The organism is Pseudomonas migulae NBRC 103157 (assembly GCF_002091715.1).
In the GTDB taxonomy this organism is placed as follows: Bacteria; Pseudomonadota; Gammaproteobacteria; order Pseudomonadales; family Pseudomonadaceae; genus Aquipseudomonas; species Aquipseudomonas migulae_A.
The window spans coordinates 19,203-34,949 of the sequence record NZ_BDAG01000056.1; the positions used below are offsets into that span (position 1 = coordinate 19,203).

12 protein-coding genes are annotated in these 15,747 nt (G+C 61.0%); 3 read left to right on the forward strand and 9 right to left on the reverse strand.

The genetic code is table 11. From position 1 onward, the window contains the following. Position 1: 1 nt before the first annotated feature. The 6 genes from PMI01S_RS28360 to speB all read right to left on the reverse strand — a co-directional run bounded on the left by PMI01S_RS28360 (position 2) and on the right by speB (position 5,712). The gene (locus PMI01S_RS28360) at positions 2-253 is read right to left on the reverse strand and encodes a phosphopantetheine-containing protein (protein ID WP_084323387.1); all 252 of its coding nucleotides are present in this window, start codon (positions 251-253) and stop codon (positions 2-4) included. Between the two features lie 56 nt (positions 254-309). After that, positions 310-1,035 (reverse strand): MBL fold metallo-hydrolase, encoded by a 726-nt coding sequence (locus PMI01S_RS28365; RefSeq protein WP_084323388.1) that lies wholly within the window; start codon positions 1,033-1,035, stop codon positions 310-312. An 84-nt stretch (positions 1,036-1,119) separates the two neighbouring features. After that, positions 1,120-2,499: a sodium:solute symporter family protein gene (locus PMI01S_RS28370; RefSeq protein WP_084323389.1), complete on the reverse strand. Its 1,380-nt coding sequence runs from the start codon at positions 2,497-2,499 to the stop codon at positions 1,120-1,122. Positions 2,500-2,763: 264 nt separating this feature from the next. After that, entirely contained in the window at positions 2,764-4,275 is a 1,512-nt protein-coding gene (locus tag PMI01S_RS28375) for a purine-cytosine permease family protein (RefSeq protein ID WP_084323390.1), read from the reverse strand. A gap of 54 nt (positions 4,276-4,329) precedes the next feature. Then, entirely contained in the window at positions 4,330-4,752 is a 423-nt protein-coding gene (locus tag PMI01S_RS28380) for a YybH family protein (protein WP_084323391.1), read from the reverse strand. A gap of 9 nt (positions 4,753-4,761) precedes the next feature. After that, positions 4,762-5,712 (reverse strand): agmatinase, encoded by a 951-nt coding sequence (speB, locus tag PMI01S_RS28385; protein WP_084323392.1) that lies wholly within the window; start codon positions 5,710-5,712, stop codon positions 4,762-4,764. Between the two features lie 335 nt (positions 5,713-6,047). Between speB and PMI01S_RS28390 the strand changes: the two genes are divergently transcribed. Next, entirely contained in the window at positions 6,048-6,941 is an 894-nt protein-coding gene (locus tag PMI01S_RS28390; RefSeq protein ID WP_007945995.1) for a LysR family transcriptional regulator, read from the forward strand. A 4-nt stretch (positions 6,942-6,945) separates the two neighbouring features. After that, positions 6,946-7,542, forward strand: a complete 597-nt coding sequence (locus tag PMI01S_RS28395; protein WP_084323393.1) for a tRNA-uridine aminocarboxypropyltransferase — start codon at positions 6,946-6,948, stop codon at positions 7,540-7,542. A 183-nt stretch (positions 7,543-7,725) separates the two neighbouring features. Here the strand turns inward: PMI01S_RS28395 and PMI01S_RS28400 are convergent, their stop codons facing one another. The 3 genes from PMI01S_RS28400 to PMI01S_RS28410 form a co-directional block, all read right to left on the reverse strand. Further along, complete coding sequence (locus PMI01S_RS28400) at positions 7,726-9,081, reverse strand: HlyD family type I secretion periplasmic adaptor subunit (RefSeq protein WP_084323394.1); 1,356 nt, start codon at positions 9,079-9,081, stop codon at positions 7,726-7,728. Between the two features lie 10 nt (positions 9,082-9,091). After that, on the reverse strand, positions 9,092-11,251 hold the full coding sequence (locus PMI01S_RS28405) for a type I secretion system permease/ATPase (protein WP_084323395.1): 2,160 nt from the start codon (positions 11,249-11,251) through the stop codon (positions 9,092-9,094). Between the two features lie 139 nt (positions 11,252-11,390). Beyond that, positions 11,391-12,749 (reverse strand): TolC family outer membrane protein, encoded by a 1,359-nt coding sequence (locus PMI01S_RS28410; protein ID WP_084323396.1) that lies wholly within the window; start codon positions 12,747-12,749, stop codon positions 11,391-11,393. A gap of 592 nt (positions 12,750-13,341) precedes the next feature. Between PMI01S_RS28410 and PMI01S_RS28415 the strand changes: the two genes are divergently transcribed. Continuing rightward, on the forward strand, positions 13,342-15,747 hold a 2,406-nt coding region (locus tag PMI01S_RS28415), incomplete at its 3' end, for a retention module-containing protein (RefSeq protein WP_139811125.1).

Genomic DNA, 15,747 nt, shown 5'->3' on the forward strand with positions numbered 1-15,747 from the left:
CTCAATACCGCCCAATCTCCATCAAAAACCGACTCAAGTCATTCGCCGTCCTGGCGGTCTTGATCATCCAGTCTTCCTCCGCCGTAAATGCCGTCAACCCCAACTCATCTTCCAGATGGAAGATCAGGTCTTCGATGTCCGCTTTATCCAACCCTAACTCCGTCAGGCTGGCGTTATCGTCGAAGTCTTGCTGAGGCTCCAGCAGTCGGCTGATGAAACGATGCACAGCGGCATCTATGTCGGCTCTTTCCATGAGAGTTCTTCAAAGGCGTCGGTATTGTTGTTCCCTGCGCTTGAGTACAGCAGGCTTCACGCATGTGAGCGCTGCCACTCGTCAATCATGCTGCGCAAATGTTCCCCGGAAAAACTCCCGAAATGTCCGCCATGCACGGTGCGGATCGGCAACTCACGCAAGCGTTGCAGGCTGCGCGCGTAGTCATCAAGGTTGGAGTGGTAGGCGTCTTCGATCAGCGGCCCGTCGTAGATGATGTCGCCGCTGAACAACGTCTCGGTCGCGGCCTCATACAGGCTGATGCCGCCCGGTGAATGCCCGGGTGTGTGCAGCACTTGCAACACGCGATTGCCCAGATCCAGCACGTCACCTTCTTCAATCAACCCCGTGGCGGGTGCGGCTTTGACCCGGTATTCGGCGTAACACAGCGGGCAGTCGGGGTGAGCCTCGAACATGTCGTCGCCGACGAATGCCCGGCTTAAATCGTTTTCGCCGTCAGGTGCCGCCAGGATGCCGGCCTCGGCGGGATGCACCAGGCGTTCAGCAAATTCGTGATGGCCGGCGATGTGATCGAAATGGCAGTGACTGGCCACGGCCACCAGCGGCCGTTCGGTGATCCACGGCAATTGCTCGCGCAGACTGACCAGCCCGGAGCCGCTGTCCAGCAGCAGGTCCTTGTCGCGGCCCTGAATGTGCCAGAGGTTGCAGCGGTAGAAGGGGCGGATGTAGGGCTCGTGGATCAGGCGGATGCCGTCGCTGAGCTGTTTGACCTCGAACCACTGATCGCGGCTGACGATCTTCATAAACGATTTCTCCAGACGAAAAAAAACGGGTGTGGCAACCGACGCCACACCCGTCGAAGAAAGCATCAAGTCGTTATGTTCAGCTTAGGCGGCGCTGGCCACCAGTGCAGGGCGACGGGACAGCAAGCTGACCACCACGAAACTCACCAGACCTACGCCGAGGCTGTAGTAGATCGGGGTGTTGGCGTCCATGCCGTCCTTGATCATGAACAGCAGCGCGGTGGCGAAGCCCATGCCCATGCTGGCGATAGCGCCGGCGGTCGTTGCGCGTTTCCAGAAGATTGCACCGATCAGCGGGATCAGCATGCCGCCCACCAACAGGTTGTAGGCCAGGGTCAAGGCACTGATCACGTCGTTTACCACCAGAGCGATACCCAGCACCACGAAACCGGTCAGCAGGGTGAACAGGCGGTTGATGCCCAAGCTCGACGCTTTACCGCCGCGCAGTTTCGGCAGCAGGTCTTCGGTCAGGGTGGTGGCCGCGGCGAGCAGGCCGGCGCTGGCGGTGGACATCATGGCTGCCAGGGCTGCGGCGATCACCAGGCCACGGATACCGTCCGGCAGGGACAGTTTGACGATGGCGGCGAAGGCGTTGTTGACGTTGTCCAGGTCTGGGATCAGCACATGAGCGGCCATGCCGATCAGGGCGCAGGCCAGTCCGTAAAGGATGCAGTAGAAGCCTGCGAATGTGCCGGCGACCTGAGCCACTTTGGCGCTCTTGACGGTGAACACACGCTGCCAGATGTCCTGGCCGATCAGGATCCCGAAGAAGTAGATCATGAAGTAGGTAATGATGGTGTCCCAGCCAATCGTGGTGAAGCTGAAGGCGGTTGCAGGCAGTTTCAACACCAACTCATCCCAACCACCGACGCGGTACAGGCAGATGGGCAACAGGATGAACATCAGGCCAACGGTCTTGATGATGAACTGGACGATGTCGGTCAGGGTCAGGGACCACATGCCGCCAATTGCCGAATAAATCACCACCACGCCACCGCCGACCAAGACCGACAGCCAGAACGGCAGGTCGAACAGCACTTGCAGCACGGTGCCAATGGCCAGGATCGAAACCACGCCGATCATCAGCGCGTACGCCAGCATGATTACCGCACTCGCGGTGCGGGCCATCGGGTTGTAGCGTTTTTCCAGCACCTGGGTAACGGTGTAGATTTTCAGTTTCAGCAGCGGTTTGGCGAGGAACAGGTTCAGCGCCACGATCCCGCAACCGAGGGCCGCGCAGAGCCAGAAACCGGAAATGCCATGGACGTAGCCAAGGCGCACGGTGCCAACGGTAGAGGCGCCGCCCAGAACGGTAGCGGCCATGGTACCCATGTACAGGCTCGGGCCGAGGTTACGACCGGCGACCAAAAAGTCTTCGTTGGTCTTGGCCTTGCGCATGCCGTAGTAGCCGAGTAGCAGCATCGCGGCGGCGTAGATGAGTACGACGAATAAATCCAATGCCATGTTGGCGTGTCTCCGATTGTCTTTTTTATGGTGAGGCTGAAAAGCAATGTGGCAATCAGGCCGCTCTTTTGTGGCGAGGGAGTTTGCTGTGGCGAGGGGGCTTGCCCCCGTTGGGTCGCGAAGCGGCCCCGAACCTGTAACCGCAGTTCTTTTAGTCAGAACTCGTTACTGCATTGCGACTGCTGCGCAGTCGAACGGGGGCAAGCCCCCTCGCCACAAAATTCCCTCGCCACAGAGGTTCCGTTCACCACCGTTTGTGTCGAATCAGGCGGCTTGTCGCAACGCCGGTTTACCGAGCGAATCCGTGCCCTTGCTGCGTGGATCATTCGGCCCGAACACCGCAGCCGGTTCAGGGAACAGGCTCAGTAGCGCCAGGTACACCAGCGAGGCCAGGCCGAGGGTCACCGGCAGGCTGATGTCGATGCCATCCGCCAGGTTCCCGAGCACACCCACGAACTGCCCCGGCAGGTTCACAAAGCACAGGCCGACCAAGGCACTCGGGATCCAGGCACCCAGCCCACGCCAGTTCCAGCCATGGGTGAACCAGTAACGACCGCCTTTCTCGCCGCGGGTGAACACTTGCAGGTCATCCGGGCAATAGAAGCCGCGGCGCACCAGCAGACCGATGATCATGATCACCATCCACGGGGTGGTGCAGGTGATGATCAGCACGGCGAAGGTCGACACGCTCTGCACCAGGTTCGCCGCGAAGCGTCCGATGAAGATGAAGGCAATCGACATCACACCGATCAACAGGGTGGCCTTGACCCGCGACAGTACACGCGGGAACACGCTGGACATGTCCAGCCCGGTGCCATACAGCGAGGTGGTGCCGGTGGACATGCCGCCGATCACCGCAATCAGGCACACCGGCAGGAAGAACCAGCTCGGCGAAACGGCCAGCAGGCCACCGACGTAGTTGTTCGCCGCGATGTAGTCCGGCGCCTTGATCGCGACGATGGTCGCGGTGGCGAGGCCGAACAGGAACGGGATGAACGTTGCGATCTGCGAGATCACCACGGCCGCCATGATCCGGCGCTTGGAGGTGTCACGCGGGATGTAACGCGACCAGTCGCCGAGGAATGCGCCGAAGGAAATCGGGTTGCTCATTGCCACCAGCGCTGCGCCGATAAAGGCTGCCCAGAAACCCGGCTGACCCATGTTCACGGTCCCGGCGTAGTTCACATCGAAAGGACCGGCGAACGCGAAGATGCCCAGCAGGAACAACAGGCTGGCGCTCCACACCGCGATCTTGTTGACCCACAGCAGGAAGCGGAAACCGTAGATGCAAACCGTCAGCACCAGAATCGCGAACAGACCATAGGCCAGGCCCAGGGTCAGGTCGGTTTCCGGCAGGCCGATCAGGCGTTTCGCACCACCGATCAACGCGTCACCCGAACTCCACACCGAGAGCGAAAAGAAGGCGATAGCGGTCAGCAACGATAGAAACGAACCGACGATCCGCCCGTGCACACCGAAGTGAGCACCGGAAGACACGGCATTGTTGGTGCCGTTGATCGGACCGAACAGGCCCATGGGCGCGAGGATCAGTGAGCCCAGCAACACGCCCAGCACAATCGCCCAGGCGCCGGCCTGGAAAGACAGGCCAAACAGAACCGGGAAACTGCCGAGCACGGCGGTGGCAAAGGTGTTGGAACCACCGAAGATCATTCGGAACAAGTCCGTCGGGCCTGCGGTGCGTTCGTTGTCCGGGATCTGTTCGACCCCGTAGGTTTCAATGTGCGTAAGGCTTTGGTCGTTGTTGTTGTTATTCATGATCAGCTCCGATCATAAAGGCGCGCTCATCGTGTGTGAGCGTCACCTGTTTGGCTAAGGGGTTGGCAGCCCTTCCGGCATCGCGGACAAATGTTCGTGGCAGGCCAGCCATAGGCCTTGTTGTTCTTGGCCAGACGCTTGTTTCTTGAAAACAATCGTCTCGCGTTCCTGGCTGAAGTGTTGCTCCCCTTGCATGCGCAGCTCGGTGGCCACGTCATGGATGAAGATCGCTACGTCGCCCTGCAGGCTGACGAAAGCGTTGCTCGAGGTGCACGACAGCACTTCGAAGCCATCCTCCGAGCGCCAGGTGTCCCACAACGCCTGATAGGCATCGCGCGACAGCAGGGGCTGTTCGAGGGTGTAGAACACGAAGCTCGCGTCGGTGCTGAACGCACCGAAGTAGGCTTCGCGATCATTACGGGCGAAGGCGGCTACCAGATTGGCAGCGGCCTTGAGTACCTGATCACGTTCGCTCACGGCCAATCCTCAGCGGTGGACCACGCCAGGCAGTACGCAGAGCATTTCGTACAGCAGGTTGGCGGCCAGCAGCGAGGTGTTGCCGGTGGTGTCGTAAGCGGGTGAGACTTCTACCAGATCGCAACCGACCAGGTCGAGGCCTTGGCAGCCGCGAACGATCTCGATCGCCTGAATGGTCGTCAGACCACCGATTTCCGGGGTGCCGGTGCCAGGCGCCCAGGCCGGGTCGATGCCATCGATGTCAAAACTCAGGTACACCGGACCGCCGCCGACTTTCTCGCGAATTTCGGCCATCAGCGGTGCCAGGGATTTGTGCCAGCACTCTTCGGCCTGAACCACACGGAAGCCCTGGTTACGGCTCCAGTTGAAGTCGTCAGCGGTGTAGCCCTGGGCGCGCAGACCGATTTGCACGACACGGTCCGGGTCCAGAAGGCCTTCTTCGACGGCGCGGCGGAAGGTGGTGCCATGGGCGATCTTCTCGCCGAACATGTGATCGTTTACATCGGCGTGGGCGTCGATGTGCACCAGGCCGACCTTGCCATGCTTCTTGTGGATGGCACGCAGGATCGGCAGGGTGATGGTGTGGTCGCCGCCGAGGGTCAGGGGGATCACATCGTGTTCGAGGATTTTGTGGTAGGACTCTTCGATGATCCGTACGGCATCCAGCAGGTTGAAGGTGTTGATTGCCACGTCGCCGATGTCGGCAACCGACAGCGAGTCGAACGGCGCTGCACCGGTGGCCATGTTGTACGGACGGATCATCACGGATTCGGCGCGGATATCACGCGGCCCGAAACGGGTGCCGGGACGCAGCGAAGTACCGATGTCCAGCGGCACGCCAACGAAGGCAGCGTCCAGGCCGGCAGCGGTCGGTACATGGGGGAGTCGGAGCATGGTGGCGATGCCGCCGAAGCGCGGCATTTCGTTGCCGCCCAGTGGTTGGTGAAGAATCTTGTCCACGGGTAGGGCCTCATCGTCGTTGTTTTATTTATGTCGGCTGCGCCGGTCCAGGGAGGATAGGGCACCGTTAGGGGACGATTCTGCGAAATGTAGTGGCGGGGAAGAATCGCTACGGGCAAATACTTAGTTCAGATTTTTCTAAACTAATGGCGAGCAGGGAGATAGACTTCCCGGCTTGAGAGATACGTTGTCTGGGCGGGCCGATCGCCAGCAAGCCGGCTCCTACCCGGCCCGGCGCAACAAAAACCTGTAGGAGCCGGCTTGCTGGCGATCGGTTACACAGCAACCGCCCATCAGACAACGCGGACTCAATGAACACGCTACGGAGCCCCCTCATGGCCAACGCTTTACCCGACCTGAAACTGTTACGCATCTTCGTCAGCGTGGTCCGTCATCAGGGGTTCGCCAACGCGCAGCAAGAACTCAACCTCTCGACCTCGGCGATCAGCACCTACATGAGCCAGCTCGAAGCGGCCCTTGGCCTGGTGCTGTGCCATCGAGGTCGTGGCGGTTTCAGCCTGACCAGCAAAGGCGAATTGTTCCATCAGGAAACCCTGCGCCTGCTCGGCGAACTCGAAGGTTTCGAGCAATACGCGGCGGCCCTGAAGGGCGAGTTGCGCGGCACGCTGAACCTCGGCGTCATTGACTCCACCGTCAGCGACAAGGCCTTGCCTTTCGCCGAGGCCATCGGCGCGTACAGTCAGGAACACCCGGCGGTGCATTTGCACCTCTCGGTGATGAGCCCATACGAACTGCAACTCGGCGTGCAGGACAACCGCCTCGACCTGGCCATCGGCGCGTTTTCCACGCGCATGAGCGGGCTGGTCTACATGCCGCTGTACCGCGAACAGCACTGGTTGTATTGCAGCAGCCGCCATCCGCTGTTCACCGAGCGGCGCATCCCCGAGCAAGTCATCACCCAGCAGCGCATGGTGGGCCGCGGTTACTGGAGCCAGGCTGAACTGGCGCGCCACGGCTTCAAACACAGTGCTGCGACCGTGGAAAGTATGGAGGCGCAACTGATCCTGGTGCTGTCCGGCGCCTACATCGGCTACCTGCCGGAGCACTACGCCCAGGCCTGGGCGGACAAGGGTGACTTGCGCGTGTTGCTGCCGGCGACTTTTGGTTATCAGGCGCCGTTCTCGATGATCGTGCGCCGGGGACGCAGCCGCGAACCGTTGATCCAGACCTTCCGCGATTTGCTCAAAGCACAACTGAATCAGGCTTGAGAACATGTCCAGAATCCAATGCCCGCGATGCCTGCGCCCGCAGACTCATTGCCTGTGCCCCCTGATCCCGAGCCTCGACAGCCGCACTCGGGTGTTGCTGCTGCAACATCCGAGCGAAGTGAACCATGCGCTGAACACTGCAAGGCTGGCGGCGTTGGGGTTGAAGAATGCCGAGTTGATTGTGGGTGAGGTGTTCGAGGATTTGCCGGCGCTGTTGAATCAGCCGGGCTATCAGGCCCGGTTGTTGTTTCCGGGTGAGGAGGCGCGGCCGCTGCAGGCGTACACGGCGAACGATAAGCCGTTGTTGCTGGTCGTTCCGGACGGTACCTGGCGCAAGGCACGCAAGATGCTGCACCTCAATCCGCTGCTGGCGGCGTTACCCCGAGTGACCTTGGTGGATGGCGGCGTGTCGCGGTATCGCTTGCGCAAGGCGCCGGGACCGGGGGCGTTGTCGACGGTGGAGGCGATTGTGCAGGCATTGCAAACGCTGGAAGCGCCTGTCAGTTTCGAGCCGTTGTTGAAACCGTTCGAGGCGTTGATCGAGGGGCAGATTGCGGCGATGGGGGAGGAGACCTTCCAGCGCAACCATGGTCCGCAATAGTCGGTGTCAGTGAGCGCCTCTTCGCGAGCAAGCCCGCTCCCACATTCGACCGAGTTCTTCCGGAAGAAATGAGGTGGTAGCTCCCACATTCGACCGAGTTCTTCCAGAAGAAATATGGTCGAATGTGGGAGCGGGCTTGCTCGCGAAAGCGGTCGAACAATCACCAAAAACTCCGGATCCAGACTACCGCTCCCGCATCGCCTCAGTCCGGGCCTTAAGCACCGGCTTCAGCAGATAATCCAGCACACTTTTCTCCCCGGTAATGATATCCACCGTCGCCACCATCCCCGGAATAATCAGCAGTGGTTTCACATCCCCACCCAAGTGATTTTTATCGGTCCGCACCTGAATCAGATAAAAACTGTTGCCCTTGTCATCCGTAGTCGTGTCCGCGCCAATCAACTCCAGCTTTGCACTCAACCCACCATAAATCGTGTAGTCGTACGCACTGAACTTGACCATCGCTTTCTGCCCCGGATGCAGGAACGCCACGTCCTGCGGCCGCACCTTGGCTTCGATCAGCAGGTTGTCCTCGATGGGCACGATTTCCACCATGTCGCTGCCCGGCTGGACCACGCCGCCGATGGTGTTGACCTTCAGCGCCTTGATGATCCCGTGCACCGGCGACACCACCGTCGTGCGGCTCACGCGGTCATCGATGGCGATGCTCGATGCGGTGATTTTCGACAGGTCGGTACGTTTCTCATTGAGCTCTTTCGCCGCGTCCGAGCGAAAGGATTGTTCCGATTCGTCGATCTTGCTTTTGATCTCGTTGATCGCCGATTCGGCGCGGGGAATTGCCAGTGTCGTGGCGTTCAGCGAGCCGCGGATCTCCACTGCGCTGCGTTTGAGTCGCAGGATTTCCACCGGTGAAACCGCCCCGGTCCCCACCAGCGGCGCGGACATGTTCATCTCTTGTTGCAGCAGCGCCAGGCTGGAACTGTACTGACCCTGTTTCGAGCGAAACTCTGCCAGTTCCTGGGTTTTCTGCCGCAGTTGTTCGGTCAGCGTGCGCTGCTCGCTGGCCAGGCGACGTTGCCGTTGTTCGTACAGCGCGCGCTCATCCTCGGCTACTTGCGGGGCCTTGGCGATCACCTCCGGCGACAACTTGAACGGCCGACCCTCGGCCTCGGCGGACAGGCGTTCGACCTGCGCGGTCAACGCATAACGATCCGCCTCGCTTTCACCCTTGTTCGACAGAAACCGCGTGTCATCCAGGCGCAGCAGCGTGTCGCCCTTGTTCACCATTTGCCCTTCGCGCACGAAGATCTCGGTGACGATGCCGCCTTCCAGATTCTGGATCACCTGAACCTTGCTCGACGGAATCGCCTTGCCTTCGCCCATGGTGACTTCCTGCAACACGGCGAACTTGGCCCAGACCACGGCGCTGATGATCAACGCCGCAGCGAGCCAGACCGTGATCCGCGACCAGCGCGGAGAATCCTGCAATGACGCGCTGGCGATTTCCGGCATGAACTCGCTTTCGGCGCTTTTGCTGAAGCTGTCGAAGTAGCCGCGTGAGCTTTGAGACGAAGACATGAGCGGACTCCTAAACAGCCGCAGAGCCGACACGGCCCTTGCGCAGTGCATCAATGACCGCTTCTTTCGGACCGTCGGCGACGATCCGCCCGTTGTCCAGCACCACCAGCCGATCCACCAGGCTGAGCATCGAGGTGCGGTGAGTCACCAGCAGCAAGGTTTTACCCTGGACCCAACCGTGAAGTTTTTGCCGCAGGACATCTTCGCTGCTGTTGTCCATGGCGCTGGTGGGTTCGTCGAGCAACATGATCGGCGGGTCGAGCAACAAGGCTCGCGCCAGCAACACCGCCTGACGCTGACCGCCGGACAACAACTGCCCGCGTTCGCCGACAGGCCGGTCAAAGCCTTGCGGATGTTGACGGGCCAACTCGGTCACACCGGTCAGTTCAGCCACTTCCAGCATCCGCGCATCGCTGATGTAACGCGCGCCGAGGGTCAGATTGTCGCGCAGGCTGCCGGCCAGCAGCGGCAGGTCGTGGGCGACGTAACCGATCTGTTGGCGCAGGTCGGCGACGTCCAGTTGCCGCAGGTCCAGGCCATCGAGCAGCAACTGGCCTTCCTCCGGTTCGTAGAAACCCATGATCAGGCGCCCCAGGGTGCTTTTGCCTGAGCCGCTGCGCCCGATGATGCCGACCCGTTCACCGGGTTTCAGGCTGAAACTGATGTTGGCCAGCGCTGGTGCGTTCTGGCCGTTGTAGTGAAAGGTCACGCCGCTGACGTCGAGTGCGCCTTGCAGTTGCGTGCGTTCCAGTGGTCGCTGTTTCGCGTCGCGCTCTTGCGGAAGAGCCATCAGCGCATCGGTGCTTTTCATGGTCAGTTGCGCTTGCTGGTAGCGGGTGATCAGCCCGGCGATCTGTCCCAGCGGCGCGAGTACGCGACTGCCGAGCATGTAGGTCGCCACCAGCGCGCCGACGCTGAGGTTGCCGGCGATGATGCTGTAGACCCCGGCGACGATGGTCGCCATGCCGGAGAACTGCTGGATGAACAGCGTGCCGTTGGTGGCCAGCGCCGAGAGGTTGCGCGCGTGGCTGTCGAGGCGGGTGAGGGCGCCGTGGGTGCTTTCCCATGTGTGCTGGCGCTCGCTTTCGGCGCTGCAGGCCTTGAGGGTTTCCAGGCCGCCGAGGGTTTCGATCAGCAGGGCCTGGCGTTCGGCGCCGAGGGCCAGGCTTTTTTGGACGGTGTCGCGCAGGCGCACTTGAATCACCATCGCGAACAGGATGGTGAGCGGAAACGCCAGCAACGGAATCACCACCAGCCAGCCACCCAGCAGGCCGATCACCACCAGCATCAGCACGGCGAACGGCAGGTCGATCAGGCTGGTCAGCGTGACGGCAGTGAGGAATTCGCGCAGGCCCTGAAAGTCATGAATGCTCTGGGCAAAACCGCCGATGGTTGCCGGGCGTGCTTTCATCGACATGCCGGTGATGCGTTCGAACAGGGTCGCGGACAGGATCACGTCGGTTTTCCTCCCGGCGGTGTCCAGCAAGTGCGCGCGAACCACCCGCAGCGCCAGCTCGAAACCGGTGCCGATCAGCAAGCCGATCGACAGCACCCACAAGGTGGACGTGGCCTGGTTCGGCACCACCCGGTCGTAAGTCTGCATCACGAACAGCGGCACCATCAGCCCCAGCAGGTTGATCAGTAAACTCGCCAGGATCGCATCGCTGTACAGCCATTTCGACAGCTTCAAGGTGTCGCGGAACCATGCCTCCACACGCGGCACCAGCGGCGAACGCAAGTCTTCGAGTTCATGCCGTGGCCGGGCGAACAAGGCCTGGCCGCTGTAGTTTTCGGAGAGTTCTTCGCGGCTGACCCACTGCTCGCCACCGTCGGCTTCACTCGGCAGGATCAGCAAGCGGCCGTCATCGCCGAAGCGACGCAGGATGGCGCTGCGGCCGTTATTGAGGATCAGCATCACGGGCAGGTTGAGCGCGGAAATGTCGTCCAGGTCACGGCGTAAAAGCCGCGCCTGCAAACTCGCCCGGGCCGCTGCACGCGGCAGCAGGTCCAGGCTCAGGCGTTGGTGTGCCATTGGCAGCCCGGCACTCAGGCTGGCGCGACTGACCGTCGCGCCGTGGAGTTTGCAGAGGATCAGCAGACCGTCCAGAAGCGGGTCATCGAAGCTCAGCCGCGGATCGACACCGATGTTGCCGGGTTCCATGCTGGTCACATTGATCGCTCCCGTTGAACCGTGGATACACATCTCACTGTAGGAGCTGCCGCAGGCTGCGATCTTTTGATTTTGCCTTTGAAGATCAAGATCAAGATCAAAAGATCGCAGCCTGCGGCAGCTCCTGCAGGGGGTAACTTCATTTCAGTTCAGGCAGACGGGCTTCGTTCTTCACTTCGGTCCGGGCGATCGCATCGGCGGGCAGCACCACCCGTTGTTTGCTCAGCAACTGGCCCATGTTCGCCAGCACGCGGTACATCGAATATTCCTCGGTGTAGCGCACTTCGGTGTAGCGGCGGTTGGCGTTGTAGAGTTCGTTTTCGCTGTCGAGCACGTCGAGCAGGGTCCGTTGGCCGAGGCCGAACTGGTCCTGGTACGCCGCCCGCACACGGGTGGTGGTTTCGGCGTATTCGCGGGCGGTGGGGGTCTGTTTCCGGGCATTGACCATGGCGTTCCAGGCCAGATGAATGTTCTCGTTGAGCTGGCGCAGAGCGTTGTTGCGGATGTCCATCGCCTGGTTGATCTTGTGCGCGTCGGAGGCCAGGCGTGCCTTGTCGCTGCCGCCGCGGAACAGGTTGTAGTTCATCACGACGCCGACGCGCCATTCGTTGTCGTGGCCTTCTTCACCGGCGATGTTGTTATTCGCCCCCACCGCGGCTTCAGCGTCGAAGCGAGGGTAGAACGGCGACTTGGCGACTTCGTACTGGCTCTCGGCCGATTGCACATCGGCCTGGGCCGATTTCAGGTACGGGTTGTTGTCGACCATGCTCTGCTGGGCATCCCGGATCGTGGCCGGCAATTCGCCGCGAATCGACGGCAGCGTTTCCAGTTCATCGGGCATGCGCCCGGTGACCGCGTAGAAATTCGCTTCGGCATCGGCCAGATCGACTTCGGCGGTATCGAGGTTGTTCTCCGCGAGTGCCCGACGCGCCACGGATTGATCGGCGTCGGCGTTGCTGCCGATGCCGCGCTGGGTACGCAGGCCGATCTGGTCGTTGACCCGCAAGTGCGCCTGCAGGTTGTTCTTGGCCAGGGTCACCAGTTCGCGGCGCTTGAGCACTTCGAGATAGACCTCGATGGTGCGCAATGCCAGGTCCTGCGCCGTGCCCTGGGCGTAATAGGCCCGGGAGTTGACCACGCCTTTGGTGCGCTCGACTTCGTTGGACGTGTTGAAACCATCGAAGAGCATCTGCCGCAGGCGCAGTTCCGATTGCGTGTAGTTCAGGATTTCGGTGTGGTGATTGCCGAAGGCGCGGGTGTTGGTGTTGTCGCTGTACCCGCGCCCGTACGCAGCATTCAGATCAACAGAGGGATAAAAACCGCCCTTGGCAACTTTCACGTCCTCATCTGCCGACAGGCGGCTGTCTACACGCGAGGCGAGTTCCGGGTGGGTGGCGATGGTGCTCTGGATCGCCTCGGTCAGCGACATGGCTTGAGCCTGAGAAGTGCAGGCCATGGCCAATAGAATCGCACTGCAAACGGGGGTCAATCGGCGCATGGATACTTCTCCCTGAAATCCTGATGGTGCTTATCAGTCGCCAAATATTTGACGACATTTATAGGTAAATCTGTTTCACACTTGTAACATCAGAGCTAAGAACATTCTCAAACGAACCTTAGAAGTTTTTTTCATAATTGTTATGTCGAAAAAAACTTATGCGCTCTGAAAAATCCAGCACATTGTTCACTCGGAAAGCCCTTGATTTACGAGCCTTAGGGAGCTTCTTGAGGGGTTGGAAAAGTTCAATCCACTTATCGATGTGGGGCGAAGAAGTGCTGGAGGGGAGGGACGCGCAACAGTTTTTAAAGTGACGGTTTTTTGTCACTTGCTGGTTCAGAACTGTTACGCATTGCTTGTCGGTAAGGTTGTTTCGCGACGGAGTCTCGATGTAATTGATTGCATTGGGTTTATACCGAATCGGAACACTTGGCCCACGAGCGACTTGCTTGGCGAGAAAGTCGCCAGGGCAGCGGTTTGATCAGGCACGCCGCAGCCCGGTAGACGATCCGTCGATAACCCGCTCACGCCATGAGCACGTTCTTCGCAATCAACAGGATGCCGACAGCAGTTGGCAGCGGAGGAAATGCACATGGCAACGCTCATCGGTATCGTCAGCAAGGTCATTGGTCAGGTGTTCGCGGTAGCGAGCGACGGCACCCGACGTGCGTTGATCGAGGGGGACAGGCTGTTTGCCGGCGATCAACTGGTCACCGGTGCCGAAGGCGCGGTGGCGGTGCATTTGCAAAATGGCCAGGAACTGACCCTCGGGCGTGGCAGCAGCCTGCAAATGAATTCGCAGTTGCTCGCGCATCAGGTGCCCCATGTGGAAACGGCTGACGCGGCGACGCCGACTCAGGCGCAACTGTCCGACGTCGAGCGCGTGCAAAAAGCCATCGCGGCGGGTGATGACCCGACCCAGACAGCGGAAGCCACGGCGGCGGGTCCGGGGACATCGGGCGCACCCGGTGGTGAGTCAGGGGGCGGTCACAGTTTTGTGCTGCTGGAAGAAGTGGCCGGGCGTGTCGATCCAACCATCGGTTTCCCGACCGCAGGCTTCAACGGTATTCCTGAATTTCCCCTGGAGCGTCTGGCCGGTGATCCGGATAACGGCGGCAATGCGGCGGCTGCGGCGCCGATTGATGCTGATACCCCGGATGTTCCGAATGATCCTGAAACGCCGGACCATCCCGTCACCCTCAACGGCCTCGACGTAGAGGGTGGCGAACTGACCGTCAACGAAAAAAACCTCACCTACGGCACCGACCCCGATGCCCCGTCCCTGACCCAGACCGGCACCTTCACCGTCAACGCGCCGGATGGCCTGCAAACCCTGACCGTGGGTGGGATCGCCGTGGTCACCGCTGGCGTGGCCGCCGGCTTTCCGCAGTCGACCGGCACCTGGCACGGCAGCACGCTGACCATCACCGGTTACGACCCGGCCACCGGCGTGGTGACCTACAGCTACACCCTGAATTACGACCGAGATCACCCGAATGCCGGCGGTGCCAACAGCATCGCCGAGAACTTCGACGTCGTCGCCACCGATAAGGACGGCAGCACCGCGACGGGCCAGATCAACGTCAACATCATCGATGACACGCCGAACGCCAATCCCGATGCTACGTCGGTGACGGAGGGTGGTGTCGTCAGCGGCAACGTCTTGTGGAACGACGTTGCCGGCGCCGATGGTCCCTTGGTCGGCGGTGGCGTGGTTGGCGTGCGCGCCGGCTCGGACACGTCGACCCCGGTGAACGGCGGGCTCAACACCCAGATCAACGGCACCTACGGTTACCTGACCCTGGACGCCCAAGGCAACGCCGAATACCACAGCTACCCGAACAGTGTGAACGGCCCCGGCGCGACCGACGTGTTCACCTACACCCTGCGCGATAACGATGGTGACGAAAGCACCACCACCATCACCATCGACGTCAACAACAGTTGCATCAAAGCGGTCAGCGACAACGACGTGACGGTCTACGAAAAAGCGCTGGATCTGAGCAAGGATGGCCAGGACCTGGCCGCTGGCACCGTCACCGGGAGCCAACCGGGCCACACCGGCGAAACCGCCAGCGGCACCTTGGTCGGCTCGGTCACCGGCGCCACCGGCGCAATCACCTATGCGCTGGTTGGCAGCGACCAGGGGGCGTACGGCCAGATCCTGCTCAACCCCAACGGCACATACACCTACACCCTGACTTCGCCGGCCAGCACCACGCCGCACGCGGATAACGGCGCCAACACCCTGAGCGAAACCTTCACCTATCAGGCCACCGATTCCCTGGGTAACACCGTGACCAGCACGATCAAGGTCGACATCGTCGATGACGTGCCTAAAGCAGTCGATGACAGCAACGCCAGTACCGCCACGCCAACGCACCTGACGCTCGAAGGCAACGTCCTGACCAACGACGTGCAAGGCGCGGATCGCGTGCCGACCGGGCCGGATAGCGGGCCGATTACGGCGGGCACGTTCACCGGGACTTACGGCACTTTGGTGCTGAATGCCAACGGCACTTACACCTACACCCTCAACACCAGCGATGCCGATTTCAACGCCTTGCACGGCGATGGCATCGGCACCGAGACTTTCAACTACACCCTGACTGATGCCGACGGTGACACCAGCACCGCGACGCTGGTGCTGAACATCCATAACACCCCGGTCACCCTCAACGGCCTCGACGTAGAGTGCGGCGAACTGACCGTCTACGAAAAAAACCTCACCTACGGCACCGACCCCGATGCCCCGTCCCTGACCCAGACCGGCACCTTCACCGTCAACGCGCCGGATGGCCTGCAAACCCTGACCGTGGGCGGCATCGCCGTGGTCACCGCTGGCGTGGCCGCCGGCTTCCCGCAATCGACCGGCACCTGGCACGGCAGCACGCTGACCATCACCGGTTACGACCCGGCCACCGGCGTGGTGACGTACAGCTACACCCTGAATTACGACCGCGATCACCCGAATGCCGGCGGTGCCAACAGCATCTCC

What these genes read in the sequence shown, in the direction of transcription:
- PMI01S_RS28395 (WP_084323393.1), top strand. Translation starts at nt 6,946, where the DNA reads ATGTCCAGAATCCAATGCCCGCGATGCCTGCGCCCGCAGACTCATTGC.
- PMI01S_RS28400 (WP_084323394.1), bottom strand. Translation starts at nt 9,081, where the DNA reads ATGTCTTCGTCTCAAAGCTCACGCGGCTACTTCGACAGCTTCAGCAAA.
- PMI01S_RS28370 (WP_084323389.1), bottom strand. Translation starts at nt 2,499, where the DNA reads ATGGCATTGGATTTATTCGTCGTACTCATCTACGCCGCCGCGATGCTG.
- PMI01S_RS28390 (WP_007945995.1), top strand. Translation starts at nt 6,048, where the DNA reads ATGGCCAACGCTTTACCCGACCTGAAACTGTTACGCATCTTCGTCAGC.
- PMI01S_RS28410 (WP_084323396.1), bottom strand. Translation starts at nt 12,749, where the DNA reads ATGCGCCGATTGACCCCCGTTTGCAGTGCGATTCTATTGGCCATGGCC.
- PMI01S_RS28375 (WP_084323390.1), bottom strand. Translation starts at nt 4,275, where the DNA reads ATGAATAACAACAACAACGACCAAAGCCTTACGCACATTGAAACCTAC.
- PMI01S_RS28360 (WP_084323387.1), bottom strand. Translation starts at nt 253, where the DNA reads ATGGAAAGAGCCGACATAGATGCCGCTGTGCATCGTTTCATCAGCCGA.
- PMI01S_RS28365 (WP_084323388.1), bottom strand. Translation starts at nt 1,035, where the DNA reads ATGAAGATCGTCAGCCGCGATCAGTGGTTCGAGGTCAAACAGCTCAGC.